This window comes from Nocardia pseudobrasiliensis NBRC 108224, from assembly GCF_001613105.1.
GTDB classification, from domain to species: domain Bacteria; phylum Actinomycetota; class Actinomycetes; order Mycobacteriales; family Mycobacteriaceae; genus Nocardia; species Nocardia pseudobrasiliensis.
Genome location: NZ_BDBS01000041.1, coordinates 24,387 through 37,638, shown reverse-complemented (window position 1 = coordinate 37,638; position 13,252 = coordinate 24,387). Strand labels below are relative to the sequence as shown.

The 13,252-nt window shown below is 65.6% G+C and carries 16 protein-coding genes and 1 pseudogene; 8 read left to right on the top strand and 9 right to left on the bottom strand.

The window, feature by feature from the left end; translation table 11 throughout:
- Positions 1-254 precede the first annotated feature (254 nt).
- The gene (locus NP4_RS29465) at positions 255-1,391 is read left to right on the top strand and encodes a lipase family protein (RefSeq protein ID WP_068004944.1); all 1,137 of its coding nucleotides are present in this window, start codon (positions 255-257) and stop codon (positions 1,389-1,391) included.
- 339 nt (positions 1,392-1,730) lie between these two features.
- A complete protein-coding gene (locus tag NP4_RS29460) occupies positions 1,731-2,051 on the top strand; it encodes a hypothetical protein (RefSeq protein WP_147287891.1) in 321 nt (106 codons plus the stop codon).
- Between the two features lie 80 nt (positions 2,052-2,131).
- Here NP4_RS29460 and NP4_RS29455 read toward each other — a convergent pair whose 3' ends face one another.
- The 4 genes from NP4_RS29455 to NP4_RS29440 all read right to left on the bottom strand — a co-directional run bounded on the left by NP4_RS29455 (position 2,132) and on the right by NP4_RS29440 (position 4,644).
- Positions 2,132-2,743 (bottom strand): hypothetical protein, encoded by a 612-nt coding sequence (locus NP4_RS29455; RefSeq protein WP_147287890.1) that lies wholly within the window; start codon positions 2,741-2,743, stop codon positions 2,132-2,134.
- Between the two features lie 22 nt (positions 2,744-2,765).
- On the bottom strand, positions 2,766-3,239 hold the full coding sequence (locus tag NP4_RS29450; RefSeq protein WP_082876324.1) for a nuclear transport factor 2 family protein: 474 nt from the start codon (positions 3,237-3,239) through the stop codon (positions 2,766-2,768).
- Positions 3,236-3,670: a nuclear transport factor 2 family protein gene (locus tag NP4_RS29445; RefSeq protein ID WP_068004939.1), complete on the bottom strand. Its 435-nt coding sequence runs from the start codon at positions 3,668-3,670 to the stop codon at positions 3,236-3,238. The genes NP4_RS29450 and NP4_RS29445 overlap by 4 nt, the downstream gene beginning before the upstream one ends.
- A 218-nt stretch (positions 3,671-3,888) precedes the next feature.
- Positions 3,889-4,644: an NADPH-dependent F420 reductase gene (locus NP4_RS29440; protein WP_068004938.1), complete on the bottom strand. Its 756-nt coding sequence runs from the start codon at positions 4,642-4,644 to the stop codon at positions 3,889-3,891.
- A gap of 105 nt (positions 4,645-4,749) precedes the next feature.
- Here NP4_RS29440 and NP4_RS29435 point away from each other — a divergent pair, with 105 nt between their 5' ends.
- Positions 4,750-5,379, top strand: a complete 630-nt coding sequence (locus NP4_RS29435; RefSeq protein ID WP_068004937.1) for an acyl-CoA-like ligand-binding transcription factor — start codon at positions 4,750-4,752, stop codon at positions 5,377-5,379.
- Positions 5,380-5,877: 498 nt separating this feature from the next.
- Here NP4_RS29435 and NP4_RS29430 read toward each other — a convergent pair whose 3' ends face one another.
- The gene (locus NP4_RS29430; RefSeq protein ID WP_211335830.1) at positions 5,878-6,279 is read right to left on the bottom strand and encodes a GerW family sporulation protein; all 402 of its coding nucleotides are present in this window, start codon (positions 6,277-6,279) and stop codon (positions 5,878-5,880) included.
- 210 nt (positions 6,280-6,489) lie between these two features.
- Between NP4_RS29430 and NP4_RS29425 the strand changes: the two genes are divergently transcribed.
- The 3 genes from NP4_RS29425 (at position 6,490) to NP4_RS41235 (ending at position 8,001) form a co-directional block, all read left to right on the top strand.
- On the top strand, positions 6,490-7,101 hold the full coding sequence (locus tag NP4_RS29425; protein ID WP_068004935.1) for a TetR/AcrR family transcriptional regulator: 612 nt from the start codon (positions 6,490-6,492) through the stop codon (positions 7,099-7,101).
- Positions 7,098-7,487: a hypothetical protein gene (locus NP4_RS29420; protein ID WP_211335829.1), complete on the top strand. Its 390-nt coding sequence runs from the start codon at positions 7,098-7,100 to the stop codon at positions 7,485-7,487. The genes NP4_RS29425 and NP4_RS29420 overlap by 4 nt, the downstream gene beginning before the upstream one ends.
- 175 nt (positions 7,488-7,662) lie before the next feature.
- A complete protein-coding gene (locus tag NP4_RS41235; RefSeq protein ID WP_147287889.1) occupies positions 7,663-8,001 on the top strand; it encodes a hypothetical protein in 339 nt (112 codons plus the stop codon).
- A gap of 302 nt (positions 8,002-8,303) precedes the next feature.
- Here NP4_RS41235 and NP4_RS29415 read toward each other — a convergent pair whose 3' ends face one another.
- Positions 8,304-9,296 (bottom strand): aldo/keto reductase, encoded by a 993-nt coding sequence (locus NP4_RS29415; protein WP_068004931.1) that lies wholly within the window; start codon positions 9,294-9,296, stop codon positions 8,304-8,306.
- A 195-nt stretch (positions 9,297-9,491) separates the two neighbouring features.
- Positions 9,492-10,490, bottom strand: coding sequence for a TIGR03621 family F420-dependent LLM class oxidoreductase (locus NP4_RS29410; protein WP_245997369.1), 999 nt, complete (start codon positions 10,488-10,490; stop codon positions 9,492-9,494).
- 53 nt (positions 10,491-10,543) lie between these two features.
- On the opposite strand from NP4_RS29410, the gene NP4_RS41230 reads away from it, so the two are divergent.
- Together NP4_RS41230 and NP4_RS29405 are read left to right on the top strand one after the other, a co-directional pair.
- The gene (locus NP4_RS41230) at positions 10,544-10,717 is read left to right on the top strand and encodes a hypothetical protein (protein ID WP_156524950.1); all 174 of its coding nucleotides are present in this window, start codon (positions 10,544-10,546) and stop codon (positions 10,715-10,717) included.
- Positions 10,718-10,876: 159 nt separating this feature from the next.
- Complete coding sequence (locus NP4_RS29405; RefSeq protein WP_068004927.1) at positions 10,877-11,998, top strand: epoxide hydrolase family protein; 1,122 nt, start codon at positions 10,877-10,879, stop codon at positions 11,996-11,998.
- Positions 11,999-12,008: 10 nt separating this feature from the next.
- Here the strand turns inward: NP4_RS29405 and NP4_RS41755 are convergent.
- Together NP4_RS41755 and NP4_RS29400 are read right to left on the bottom strand one after the other, a co-directional pair.
- Positions 12,009-12,149: pseudogene (locus NP4_RS41755) on the bottom strand (pyridoxamine 5'-phosphate oxidase family protein); the annotation flags it as partial.
- 100 nt (positions 12,150-12,249) lie between these two features.
- Positions 12,250-13,188 carry a GlxA family transcriptional regulator gene (locus NP4_RS29400; RefSeq protein ID WP_068004924.1) on the bottom strand — a complete coding sequence of 313 codons (939 nt, stop codon included), beginning with the start codon at positions 13,186-13,188 and terminating at the stop codon, positions 12,250-12,252.
- Positions 13,189-13,252 lie beyond the last annotated feature (64 nt).

Here is a 13,252-nt window from a genome sequence, read left to right as displayed (position 1 = left end):
CCTCGGTAGAATGGTAGGTTGGCGCATTGTCGTGAAAAATACTCGGATACGACAAGTAATCCTGGCAGCGATTCCAGCGAACAGATCCACACCCGTGCATCTCACCGGAGGTCGATATGTTCCCCGATATTCGTCCACGCCGGTCCCTGTTACCCCGGTCAGGTATCCGCACGGCAGCGGTGATCGGTGCGGTGGTTGTCGCATCGGTCGGGGCTGGTGTCGGGTTACCGGTGCCCGCCCACGCGGATCCACCAATGCCGCAGGTCGATCCGTTCTATCAGCCACCGGAGGATTTCGCGGCCGCGGAGCCGGGCACGATCCTGCGGTCGCGCCCGGTGCAGCTGCCGTTCCTGCCGGTACCGGCACAGTCGTGGCAGCTGCTGTACCGCACCACCGATCTGTTCGACCAGCCCGATGTCACGGTCACCACGGTGATCCTGCCCGAAGGCGCTCGACCGGATCGCCCGTTGGTGTCCCATCAGCTCTACGAGGACAGTTCCGGCCCACAGTGCGTGCCGTCCTATGAGTTACAGCAAGCTGACGCACCGGTCACAGTGGCAGGGATGCAGATGCCGTACTACGTGCCGGAGTTGAGGCAGGGCTGGGTGGTGTCAGTGCCCGACGTCGAAGGCCGGTTCGGTCACTTCGGGGTCGCCAAGGAACCCGGATACATGGTGTTGGACGGCATCCGTGCCGCCCAACGATTCGGCCCGCTCGGGCTGAACCCACACACCAAGGTCGGACTCGCCGGATACTCCGCCGGCGGCTTGTCGACCGGGTGGACGGCCCAGATGGCGCCGAGCTATGCACCCGAAATCAACCTCGCCGGTGCCACCATGGGCGGTCCGGTACCCGATCTCGCCGCCGTCATGGTGAGTGTCGACGACCAGCCCACCTCGGGCCAGGTCGGCATGATCCTCGCGTCTCTGGCGGCTGCCTATCCCGAGTTCGGTGCCGTGCTGGGCCGACACCTGACCCCGGCGGGCAGCGCCGTAGTGGACGAGATCCGGTCGGAATGCGCGTCCACCTGGGCCTTGACACAACTCGGCCCCCACTGGTCGCGGTATCTGGACATGCCGCTCGATCAATTCCTCACACTGCCGACGATCAAAGAGACCCTCGACTCGACCACACTGGGCGCTCCGGCCCCGACCGCGCCCCTGTATGTGTACCAAGGCGTAGCCGACCAATGGAATCCGGTCGCCGCGACCGATCGAATGGTCGACAACTACTGCGCCGCCGGAACCCCGGTGACCTACACGCGCTCCGCCGCGAGCAAACACCTCCACGAGGGCCTCGGAGGCAACCCCGCCGCGCTCGCGTGGCTACAGGAACGCCTCGACACCGACACACCGGCACCCAGCAGGTGCAGCACCAGCAACGTGCCCTAGGCATTACCCACCCACCCCTACGGGACCGCGCAAAGGAAACCGCCTCACGTCCAATGCCTTGTGTGGCACATTCAATACAGTTTGCATATAACAACGCTTGATGAGGGGACGAACCGGTATAAACCCCGCCGTGCTGGATGGTCGGCATGATGCGAGTCCCTTCCGGTGCCTCGGACGAGCCCGACACATAGATGAATACTCGACCTGTAATCGGCATGAGCGTGCGTCGGAAATCGTTGCCGGGCAGGCGATCTGGGCGACCGACCAACGCCCGCTCCGCGGCATTACAGCGCATTCGGCATGCGGGTGGATCTGCCGACTGCGTGAGAGTATTTGACCGTGAAAGCGTTGAAGGCCAACGTGACCCGATGGTACGAAGACGGCTGTCCTCCCTGGGTCGAGATCCAGTTTCCCTTGGCCGACGAGAAGACGGCCACACTGATCGAGAAGACTGTGGCGTTCGAGGGCGGGGATGACCTGACCGCCGCAACCACCTATCCGGTGCCGGTGAGGCTGGATTGCCAAGTGCTGCACACCGAGCTCGACCAATCTGGTAGGCAAGTGGCGGTGGTCACGCTCGAGTACGACCTGGAGGACCTGGAAGGCAATACCGAATTCCGCGTGCCAATCGATTGCCTCGAAGGTTTGGCGGATACGTAACTGTCTGCGATCCAGCGCGTGCCATGGTCGAACATGTGCATCGCCATCACCCGAAATATCCTCAACTCGGCAATGCCGTGCTATTCGAGCCTGTCAACGTTCAGGCGAGCTGTGCCGCCTCCGTCGGCGATGGCGGAGGCCAAGGCGCGCGCGAAGGTGCCGATGGCTTGATAGCTCGTCGGGATCAGGACGCGGGCCTCGGTCACGGTGCCGACGGTCGGAGAGTGGTCATCGATGTCGACCGTCGCAAGATGTGCTGAGACCGCGAGCTGACCGCGGTTCGTCACCACATAGGCGACCAGGTCGACGGTCTCTTGGTCGCCCAACGATGCGGAAATCCGAAGTCGTGCATCGCTTTTCCATGGATAAGCCTGCAGCGCATGAGCCCACCCGCGAAGGTCGGTGTCGTTGAAGTAACCCACAGCGGCCCCCGCGAAGGGCGGTACACGCGCTGACACGAGCAGCTCGCCGATCCCGAAGGACCCCTCGGGCTGATACGTAACGGCCAGACCTTCTCGATCGTCGAACATAGCCGGACGATACCGACGCACCAGTTTCCGCGTCGTCACCGGCACATGGCTGAACACACTGGAATCGGCAATATGGTGCGTTGAGTCCGCTGAGATGATCTTCTTCAGTCGATCTTTCGAGCATGCCGCACGGCCGCTTCCGAATCGCGCGCCGTGCGGCATGCGCGCGTCATCGCGCAGAGGGTTACGCCTGACTGGCATCTCCGGCCACGCCTTGGGGATCGACGATCTTGGCGAAGGTGATGGGGTTGGCCCACTCGGTGATGCGGGTGATCAGTCCGTCCCGGAACTGGAACTTGAAAACGTACTGGTTGTGGTAGGCGGTGCCGGTGTCCTTGACGACGAGGTCGCCGGTGGCCTCCATGAATATCGTCTGGCCGGTGGCGTCGATTGTGAATACTCGGTCGACGAGGACGGTCCGTGAGAAGTTTCCGATCATGTTGGTGAGGAAATCCAGAACCGCCTGCTTGCCTTCCAGGACGACTTCGGGTTCGGGTCCTCCGCTGAGGGAGAACGGGATCGTTTGGACGACGTCGTCTGCGAGCAGAGACGGCAGCGCAGTCGGGTCGAAATTCTCGAGCGCGGCGAAATATGCCTGCACGGTTTGCTGATTGGCGGCCGAAACAGAGGTGCTGCTCACGGGTGCTGCTGTTTTCATCCCCAGACCTCCCTTGCGTGCTGGGTGTCGTAGTATTCGCGCGCCTTCTGGATCTTGCCGTCGCGGATCCAGTACAGACTGTGGTAGTGGTTGTTGTAGACCTTGCCGTTGGCGAGCTCGCCGTAGCTTTCGGCCTCCACCGCGACGCGGTCGTCCTCTGCGGTGAAGGTCGATCCGGTGAGGGTGAAGGGGCCGGGAATCGCGGCGCGGGTCTCCTCGAGAATCTGTATGTTCCATGCCTTGTCGTGCATGCCCGCCCCCGGTGTGCGGGCCGGGTCGCCCATCACCCACCAGGTGGCGTCGTCGGCGATCATGTCTGCGGCCTCGTCGAACTTGCCGGTGGAGATGGCCTGGTAGAAGCTCCGAATGAGCTGCTTGTTCGCCTCGCGAGTGGCTGTATCGGTGCTCTTCTCGCCTTGCGTGACTGCCATGGGAAACGACCTCCTTGACTCGTCCTCGTTATCTACTTCCGGTCTCGCGCCGATGATCGGATGACCGAGCTGTAGCCAATGCGTTGCCCGATTCCAAGCGTGCCGTCATCGACGACAGACACGACGTGCTTGTACTCGTTTTGCTCCGTGATCGTCCTTTTTCTGTGATTTGCTGCCGGAACCCCGGCGTCATCCGGTGCCGGGTCCGGGCCGCCCGATCACCCCTGGCTTGCGGGGACCCAGGTCGGTGTGACGCCTCCGACCGGTCCTCGGACCGCGGCAGCGGCCAGCTCTTCGACACGGCTGGCGGGCACTGGCACTCCGGGGGTCTCGAGGAACCAGCGTTGCGCCTGTTCGTAGCTCATCCCTTCCGGCGGCTCGGGGAGATAGGGCTGATAGAGCGGAGTTTGGGGTTCGCTGCGCCAGCTCTCGGCCAGGGTGCCGATGTCGACCGCGTCGTAACCCAGCAGGTCGAGCAGGTGTGCGGCCTGGGCCTTGGCGGCGGCGTGGTCTCCGGCGATGGGCAGAGCGCTGCGATCGGCGGCACCGGAAGGTCGGGCGAGCGTCACCAGCCGATGGGAGTCGATGGTGTTGAACGCCTTGACCACGCGCGAGCCGGCCAGGTACCGCTGCACCAACGCGCTGGAGGTCAACTCCCGCGTATCCAGCTCGGCGATGTGGCCTTCGCGGTCGGGGTAGTAGTTCATCGTGTCGATCACCGTCTTGCCCGCCAGTGCCGCCGCGGGCAGCGCGGTGTAGCCCTTCAGGGGAATGGTGGCCACCACGATGTCGCTGCGCGCGGCCTCGACCGGGGTGGCCGCCCGCACGCGCTCGCCCAGCTCGGCCACCTTCTCGGCCAGGCTGCCGGGGCCGCGGGAGTTGCTCAGGACGACATTCACACCTGCGTCGACGGCGAGCCGGGCCAGCGCACTACCGATCTGGCCGCTGCCGATCAGTCCCAGGGTCAGGTTCATCGCGCCTCCAACTGAGTAGGAGAATTCAAGATGACACTGAGTCTCAACTCCGAGATCAAGCGTCAGTATTTCGAGATAGGCTCGAATGTGAGGTGAGATACCGTTATGACGCATGCTGGCACACGAGAGATCGCCCGGGCGGCGGTCCGGGCGCAATTGGCCCAGGTGGCCTCCGACCTGTACGCCCGCCGGGGATTCGACACAGTCACCATCAACGACCTGGCCACGGCGGCAGGCGTGTCCCGCAGCACGTTCCTGCGCTACTTCGACAGCAAAGAAGACGCCGCACTGGCCGCCTTCGACGACCGTGGCGCGCAGATCGCCGCCGCCCTGCGCGCCCGCCCCGCCGACGAGGACGACTGGACCGCACTACGCCGCGCCCTGGACGTCGTGCTCGACTCCCGCGGCCCGGACCGCGACGAAGAGCTCGCCAAGGCCCGCCTGGTCCAGGACACCCCCGCACTGCGCGCGCGTTGGCTGGACAAACAACACGGCTGGCGCCCCGGCCTCGCCCACGCCCTCGCCGAACGCCCCGGCCACTTCCCCCCGGCTGACCTGTCCCTCGAGGTGAAGGCCTCCGCCGCCATCGACTGCTTCACTGTGGCCCTCGAACACTGGACCGCCTCTGAGGGCCGACTCGACCTCGCCGACCTGTTGGATCAAGCGTTTGCCACATTCAACCCGCAACAGGCACCACACACGGTGGGGCCCACCGAGCAAACCAGAATCCGATGACCAAACCGGCAGCGTCTGCCCACACGTGGCGACCACGACATCACGCCAGGACATGCGAGAGGTACACGGCTCGGATTCAGAAAGTGAATACGGTGCCGACCACGCATCCGACGCAGAAACAGGCGCTCGCGGACCTGTGCTCTCGGTTCGAGTGGGCCTGCGACCACAACGTCATGGAGTGCAGCGAGGAAGAAATCGAGGAGGCACAGGGGGAGGTGGCAAGGGACACCGATCTCAGGTGAGAGTCTCGAAGACCGCATCGATCGCCCACGGAAAGCGACAATTCGGCGAAGCGAGCGAGACGTATTGCGTCGCTACCGATCTCGCATCCCAGACGCGCCACGACCGGGTTCATATGTACCCGGGCGGTCACGACATCACTGTTCGCGCGGCCGCGTGCGGATTGGAACACCACCGACAGCATTGTCTGCCATGACGCTGCCCACCCGGATGAGGGCCGTGAAGACGCGAGACCCGGCACCCGGCGCATGCGGTGGTTCAACGGGTGCCGCGGAAACTGCGCAAAGCGCGGATCAACCCTGGGATGGAGAGCCCCGAGGCGAGGGCGATCAAGGGCGCGATGATGCGGCTCCACTGGTTGCCGATCGGGCGGTATCGGGTTGTGCCGTCGCGGATCTCGATGTAGCCCAAGGGGCGTACGTCGGCACCGCCTCCCTCCGCCCCGTCGCTGGACCCGGTCCGGCTGAATCCGACCCGCGCCCGTGCGACTGGAATGACGGTGATACCACCTGCGGTAACGGGTTCGCCGAAAACCGCTGCTGCGCAAACTTGTTCACGCAGACCGTCCACCCCGTTGCGGGGCGAGTCCGCGGGCATCGCCGCAGCACCGACTTTGTCGATCCTTTCGACGGAGAGATCGGACTCCTGCGATGGCCCCATACCCGTGAACCTCTCCAACCGTTACTGCCCTCGACAAAGTATCAAACACCCGAAATCGGCCTCAGCAAACGTCGGGAAGACATGCCGGACAACCGATCTGATCGACTGCCCAATGCCCGCGCGGGGCGGCATGAGTGGAGGTCGAGGAGGGGGCTACGCGTCAGATCTGACCATTTGGTCAAATAGTCGACCATTTGGTAAGTTTGACGCATGGAGTCCGACACCTCGTCTCTCACCCGCACGCAGCGGGCTCGCCGTGACGACATCGTCGCGGCGGCGATTGCCGTGATCGATAACGAAGGGTTCGCGGCGGCGTCGGTCGACCGCATTGCCCGTCAGGCCGGCGCGATCAAGGGCACTGTGCTCTATCACTTCAAGACGAAGGACGCGATTTGCGAGGCCGTCGTCACGGCGCTGTACGCGGAAGGTGCGGCGTTCAAGGCTCGCCACGCGCAAAATACGGGCCCGGCGAGCGAACGGCTGGCCAGGTCGCTGCGATCCAATCTCGAATTCATCTGCACTCACGCCACGCACGTGCGGGCGGTGCAGCGAATCATCGAGAACGCACCTCACCATCGCGACCGGATACCTGATCTGGTGGAGCCGTTGTCCCATCTGCTCGCCGAGGGGCAGCGCAGTGGGGAGTTCGCGCGGTTCGATCCCTTGATCGTCGCGGCGGCGATCCGAGCGATCATAGATGCTTCGGCCTATTACCTCGCCAACAGCGACGACGTCGACATCGACCACATCTTCTCCGAAGTCGTGCAGTTCATCCAGCGGGCAACCGCAGTCGCGCACGTCAGCAGAAAGGAAAAGCAGTGATCACCACTTCGAGGAGTATGCGCGCAACGACCGCACTGCGGTTGACGAAGGCGTACATGCTACTCAGCGCCGCGACTGTTCTTGCGGTGCTTGTCCTTACAGTCCTCGTGCCCACACAGGTCACGCCCCAGGTGTGGGTGCGCAGCATCATCGTCGCCATTACGTCCGTACTCACCTACCTCTTCGCCCGCCGCGCCGAACGCGGCGAACCCCGCGCGCTGTTGCGACTGCAGATCATCATCGTCGTGCTTCTCGTCGCGTTCACCGCTGTCCTGCTTTTCCTCCCTCTGCCCCTGTGGATGGTTGTCGAGCAAGCGATCTGCCTGATTCTGCTCGCGATCATCGCGGCCCTCATCTTCCGCCCGACCAGCCCCACGAACCGCTGAAGTTGGACTGGAATGGCAGTCCAAGACTGGCGCGAACCGCGCCGCGCTGACCGGTCGCGAGTGCCGAATGCCCGCCTGGGACGAAATGATCTCGGCCCGTTGACGTTCCGGACACCACGCGGACCCGTTCGAACCGCGCGGGTCGCGGCATCAGCGGACACCATTCTGGCACATAATGATCGGGATTAATCCTGAGCCGGAACGACGACGTCGACCCCTGACGAATCCCGATCACCAGCCCGAGCCCCGCGAAATCACCGCTGAACATCGACGCCTCGCCGAGGAGTTTGCGGCGGCTGTTTCGCCCCGATGGTCCGAAATCGCTGTGTCCGCCTGCCTGCATTGGCTCATGACCAGCAACACCACAGACGCCCGGCTCATCACTGTCGAGGATGCTTGGGTCGAGGACGAGTGGACCTTCGTGGTTGTCTACCGCTACCAGCATTTCGATGGCTGCCTGGCGCTGCGACGCTCCACCTACAACCGGGTCGATGACAACGGCATTCACTGGTGAGGACGCCCACCGACGACACCCACCCAAGGTTCTGCATCGGGGTGAAGACTGCCCGTCGGCAACGCCGGACGTTCTGCGCCGCAGTCGATCTCGTGGGTCAGCTACTCATCGGGCAGAAAACCACCGATCTGATCCACACGGTAATCGACATTACCGAGTGTTCCCAGGTGACTAGCGAGCCGTGGCGGCAACCATGTGACCAGTCAGATCCTGCCAAGATCTTGACTCGAGACATCGTTTTCGGTGCGTCACGATTCGTGGCAGGGTCTCCAGCTGGACGTCTTTCGCGTCGAGCCGACTGACTAACCCCGGGCGACCTCGGCGGTGTGCGCAGCGGTGTAGCGCTCGCCGATCACCTGGCCGCTCAGCGGGTTCAGCGCGGCCAGCGCCTCGGCGTCCAGGGTGAGTTCCAGTGCGGCCGCGTTCTGCTCCAGCCGGGCCGGGCTGCGGGTGCCCGGAATGGTCGCCACCGCCACCCCGAGTCGCTCGGCCTGGGCGTACACCCAGGCCAGCGCCACCTGGGCCGGGGTGGCACCCAACCGGGCGGCCACCTCGCGCACGGTCTGCGCGATCTTCTCGTTGGCCTCGCCCGCCTCGCCGGTGAAGCGGGGGTTGGTGCGCCGAAAGTCCTTCTCGCCCAGCGTGGAACGGTCCAGGGCGCCGGTCAGGAACCCCCGACCCAGCGGCGAGTACGGCACCAATCCGACCCCCAACTCGGCCATCACCGGGGTGAGGGCCTCGACGTCGCGGGTCCACAGCGAGTACTCGCTCTGCACCGCGGTGATCGGATGCACCGCGTGCGCCCGGCGCAGCAGCTCGCCGCCGACCTCGGACAGACCCAGATGACGGACCTTGCCCACCTCGACCAGCTCGGCCATCGCCCCCACGGTCTCCTCGATCTCCACATCCTGGGGCGGGCGGTGGGCGTAATACAGGTCGATCACCTCCACACCCAGCCGCAGCAGCGAGGCGTCGCAGGAACGCAGCACGAAATCCCGGGCGCCGCGGATGCGGCGTGCCCGGTCGCCGCCGCTGCGGTCGATGCCGAACTTGGTGGCCAGCTGCACCTGATCCCGTCGGCCGTGGAGGGCCCGGCCCACCAGCACCTCGTTGTGCCCGGTGCCGTAGGCGTCGGCGGTGTCCAGGAACGTGATTCCCAGTTCCAGGGCCCGGTTGATGGTGGCCAGGCCGCCGTCCCAGTCGGCCGCACCGTAACTCTCGCTCATCCCCATGCACCCCAGACCCATCGCGCTGACGGTGAGACCGGGTGAGCCGAGCGTGGTTCGGGTGATCATGCGCGGATACTCCTCCCGCCCGGCGGGCCGGGCGCTGCCTTGGGGGTTGGCGAACGCCCTCCGACACTAGGATTTGGAGCGCACTCCAAGTCAAGCCGGAAGATCGGCCCGTCGGGGTAAGTCGGGACTGCTGGCACCGGTGGGCGTGCGTCGAGAAGATCGCGAGCACATGTGAGGGCGGCTGGCCCCGAGCATTCACCGAAGGTCTTCGATCACCTTCGCCAGCGCTGTCATCTGCGTTTCGTTGACCGAGAAATGGCTGACGGCGTACTCGTCGCGGTAACGCCGCAGGGTGTCGGCGATGCCGCGTGCCGACCCGTGGAGGAATCCGGGCAGGTGGCGCAGCTGCGTATCGGAGAAGTCGGGCTGGAACATGCGGGGGAGGGTCAGATCGACCTCGCCGTGCCCCTCGACCTCTACCGCCTGCACCGTCAGCCCCAGTTCGATATCGGCGAAACGTGTTCCGGCAGCATCACGGACGAACTGGGAGCGGCGGCCGAGCGCGGCGTCGCCGATCTCGTCGGAGTCGATATCGGCATCGACTGGTATCCCGGCCATCGATATCGTGTCGGCGTGTTCGGCGGCCACTCGCAGCAGGCGGTCGCCGCTTCCGGCCACCAGGAGCGGAATGTGGTGATGCACCGGCGGTTGATGATCCCCTGCGAACAGTGCCTTGGTATCGACGATGAGGTCGCGCAGATGCTCGATGCGCTGCCGCCCGCTCGGGAACGGCAGCCCCAGGGCCTCGAACTCGGGTTTCGCGAAATCCGGTCCGGCGCCGAGCCCGAACTCGAACCGCCCGTCCGTCAGTTGCGCCACGCTCGCGACATCACGGGCCAGCCAAGCGGACCGATAGAAGGCCCCGTCCAGGACCATGGTGCCGACGTGCACGCGATTTGTCGCCTCCGCCATTGTGACCAGCGCAGGGAACGGCGAAATCATGCCCAGATGGTCGGGCACCGTGATCACGTCATAGCCCAGGTCCTCGGCCTGTTGTGCCTTCTTCCGCAACTCGGCACGCGAGTCAGCGCCGCCGAAGCCGACAGAGAACCGAAACGGCCGCGGTGCCATACTATTTCGATCTTTATCCACTCCGCCGACCGTACTCGCATCGGCGCTGTCGACGCTTGCGTCGATCTTGCGTGAACCTTGCGTCGATGTGATCGTCCAGCGGTTCGGCGGGCGCGCCCGCACCCGGCCCTGCCATCGCAGGCCTGACCCATCGCGCCGTCGCGGAGGCCGCCGACGTGCCGATCGCGGGCACGACCTATCGCTACAAGGACAAGGAGGAACTACTCGCGGCCGCGCTCGAACTGTCGGTCGCCCAGTACGATACTGCCGAATTACTCACCGACGCCGCTCGAGGGGTGACTCTGCGGGGCATCGCCTCGGACTCACCGCCTTCCCGCGACCGCATCTGAACACAGCTGTTACGTTGTCTACCAGGATGAATCGACATCCGGGGCAACTACCTGAGCGTGCCGGTGTCGGTGGCCCTCGCCGTGCTCGCGGCACTCCGCCCGCGATGACGATCCCCCCATTCGATCCCACCCCGCCTCGACCAATAAGGAAGTCCTGCCATGTCCGCCGAACCATTCGAGGTCGCCATCACCGAAGCCGAGATCGCGGATCTGCGTGAACGGTTGCGACGGACGCGGTGGTCCGAGCCCGAACCGGTGGACGACTGGTCACAGGGCCTGCCGCTGGCGTATGCGCAGGAGCTGTGCCGCAGTTGGGCCGAGGACTACGACTTCGGATTCGCCCAGCGGCTCAACGTGTTTCCGCAGTACCGCGACACGATCGACGGGCTGGGCATCCACTTCCTGCACGTCCGCTCACCGGAGCCGGACGCGTTCCCGCTGGTGCTCACCCACGGGTGGCCGGGCTCGGTGCTCGAGTTCCTGGAGGTCCTCGGCCCGCTGACCGACCCCCGCGCGCACGGTGGGGACCCGGCGGATGCGTTCCACGTGGTCGCGCCGTCATTGCCCGGGTACGGCTGGAGTGACAAGCCGTCGACGACCGGGTGGGGTGTGCGTCGCATCGCGCGCGCCTGGGACACGTTGATGGTGTCGCTGGGGTACCAGCGGTACGGCGCGCAGGGCGGTGACTGGGGTTCGGCGGTGTCCGGCGCGTTGGGTGAGGTGGCGCCCGAGCGGGTGGCAGCCGTGCACCTGAACCTGGGGTCCGTGGCGGCGGGCACGTTCGACGACCCGACGCCCGCGGAGCGGGCAAACCTGGAGGCCGCCAAGGAGTTCCAACGCACCGGCCGGGGGTACTCGGCGATCCAGGCGACCCGGCCGCAGACGCTCGGCTACGGCCTCACCGACTCTCCCGCGGGACAGGCCGCGTGGATTGCCGAGAAGTTCTGGGCCTGGACCGACAACGACGGCCACCCCGAGGACGCGGTGTCGCGCCAGCAGATCCTCGATGAGATCTCGGTCTACTGGTTCACCGCGTCGGCCACTTCGTCGGCGCGCCTGTACTGGGAAAGCTTCGCCACTTTCCGGGACAAGGTCACCGCGCCGTGCGGGCTGTCGATCTACCCGCGCGACATCACCCGCCCGTCGCGGCGTGAGGCCGAGCGCCGGTTCACCGACCTGCGTTGGTTCGAGGAACTGCCGCATGGCGGCCACTTCGCCGCACTGGAGCAGCCGCAGTCGCTGGTCGAGCAGGTGCGCGGATTCTTCCGCCTGTTCCGCTGACGTCCGTGCCGCCGGCTCGCTGGATGGGCCTGGCTTTGCGGGTCGATGGGACGGTGCTGATCCGAATGTTCCCGCCCGGGGCGTAGTCGTACCAGATCGGCACACTGGCGGGAGGGCGGTCGTTGTCGGCCGCGACGGACAGCACAGCAATGTGTTGTCCCGCAAGGTATTCCTGTCGTTCAGCTTCGGTGAGTGTTCTCGGGGTGCCGACGGAGACCTCCGTGTGTTCCTCAGGCGCGACTGGTTTTCGGTCACCGGAAGGCGCGGCGGTAGGCGTTCGGGGGGACGCCGACGGTGCGTTTGAAATTGTCTCGGAATGCTGTCGGTGAGCCGAAACCCACTTGGGCGCCGACGCGTTCGACCGTGTGGTCGGTCGTCTCCAGCAAATGCTGGGCGCGGCGGATCCGGGCGCGGTGTAGCCAACGGAGGGGGGTGGTGCCGGTTTGGGTGCGGAACTGCCGCAACAGGGTTCGGGCGCTGATACCTGCCTCGGCGGCGATGTCGGCGATGGTGATGTCGCGAGACATGTTGTCCTGCAACCACAGCAGCAGTGGCTCCAGCCCGGCGCCGTGCGGTGCGGGTGGGAGTCGCTGGACGATGAACTGGGCCTGCCCACCCTCGCGTTCCAGCGGCATGACCGACAATCGGGCGGCATCGGCCGCCACGGCCGAGCCGTAGTCGTGGCGGATCAGGTGCAGGCACAGGTCCAGTCCGGCCGAGGCGCCTGCGGAGGTGAGGATTTGGCCGTTGTCGACATACAGCACGTCCGGATCGACCTCGACGCGCGGATAGGTGGCCGCCAGCAGGTCCGCCACGATCCAATGGGTGGTTGCCCGCAACCCGTCCAGGAGGCCGGTGGCCGCGAGGGGAAACGTCCCGGTGCAGATGGAGGCGATCCTGGCGCCCGCCGCGGCGGCAGCGCGGATGGTGTCGCGCACGGCTTGCGACGGCGGGGCGGTCGGATCGGCGACCCCCGGGACGATCACGGTATCGGCCTCGGCCACCGCGGTCAGGTCCCAGGGCGCCCGGAGCGCGAACGCACCCGCGTCCACCTCCGGCCGCTCGGCGCAGATGCGGACCCGATACGCGCGACGGCCGTCCGGCAGGCGGGTGCGGTCGAAAACCTCGACGGGGGTGGACAAATCGAACGGTATGACCCCGTCCAAGGCCAGAACCGCGACCGTGTGCATGGCGTGAAATTACCCCATCGCCGGATTCGCGTGATGACCGTGAACAGGGCGGTGAGGGTGACGA

Excerpts from the sequence above, each read along its gene's own strand:
- NP4_RS29465 (WP_068004944.1), top strand. The coding sequence starts at position 255 with ATGCCGCAGGTCGATCCGTTCTATCAGCCACCGGAGGATTTCGCGGCC.
- NP4_RS29455 (WP_147287890.1), bottom strand. The coding sequence starts at position 2,743 with ATGCCGCACGGCGCGCGATTCGGAAGCGGCCGTGCGGCATGCTCGAAA.
- NP4_RS29450 (WP_082876324.1), bottom strand. The coding sequence starts at position 3,239 with ATGAAAACAGCAGCACCCGTGAGCAGCACCTCTGTTTCGGCCGCCAAT.
- NP4_RS29445 (WP_068004939.1), bottom strand. The coding sequence starts at position 3,670 with ATGGCAGTCACGCAAGGCGAGAAGAGCACCGATACAGCCACTCGCGAG.
- NP4_RS29440 (WP_068004938.1), bottom strand. The coding sequence starts at position 4,644 with ATGAACCTGACCCTGGGACTGATCGGCAGCGGCCAGATCGGTAGTGCG.
- NP4_RS29435 (WP_068004937.1), top strand. The coding sequence starts at position 4,750 with ATGACGCATGCTGGCACACGAGAGATCGCCCGGGCGGCGGTCCGGGCG.
- NP4_RS29430 (WP_211335830.1), bottom strand. The coding sequence starts at position 6,279 with ATGGGGCCATCGCAGGAGTCCGATCTCTCCGTCGAAAGGATCGACAAA.
- NP4_RS29425 (WP_068004935.1), top strand. The coding sequence starts at position 6,490 with ATGGAGTCCGACACCTCGTCTCTCACCCGCACGCAGCGGGCTCGCCGT.
- NP4_RS41235 (WP_147287889.1), top strand. The coding sequence starts at position 7,663 with ATGATCGGGATTAATCCTGAGCCGGAACGACGACGTCGACCCCTGACG.
- NP4_RS29415 (WP_068004931.1), bottom strand. The coding sequence starts at position 9,296 with ATGATCACCCGAACCACGCTCGGCTCACCCGGTCTCACCGTCAGCGCG.
- NP4_RS29405 (WP_068004927.1), top strand. The coding sequence starts at position 10,877 with ATGTCCGCCGAACCATTCGAGGTCGCCATCACCGAAGCCGAGATCGCG.
- NP4_RS29400 (WP_068004924.1), bottom strand. The coding sequence starts at position 13,188 with ATGCACACGGTCGCGGTTCTGGCCTTGGACGGGGTCATACCGTTCGAT.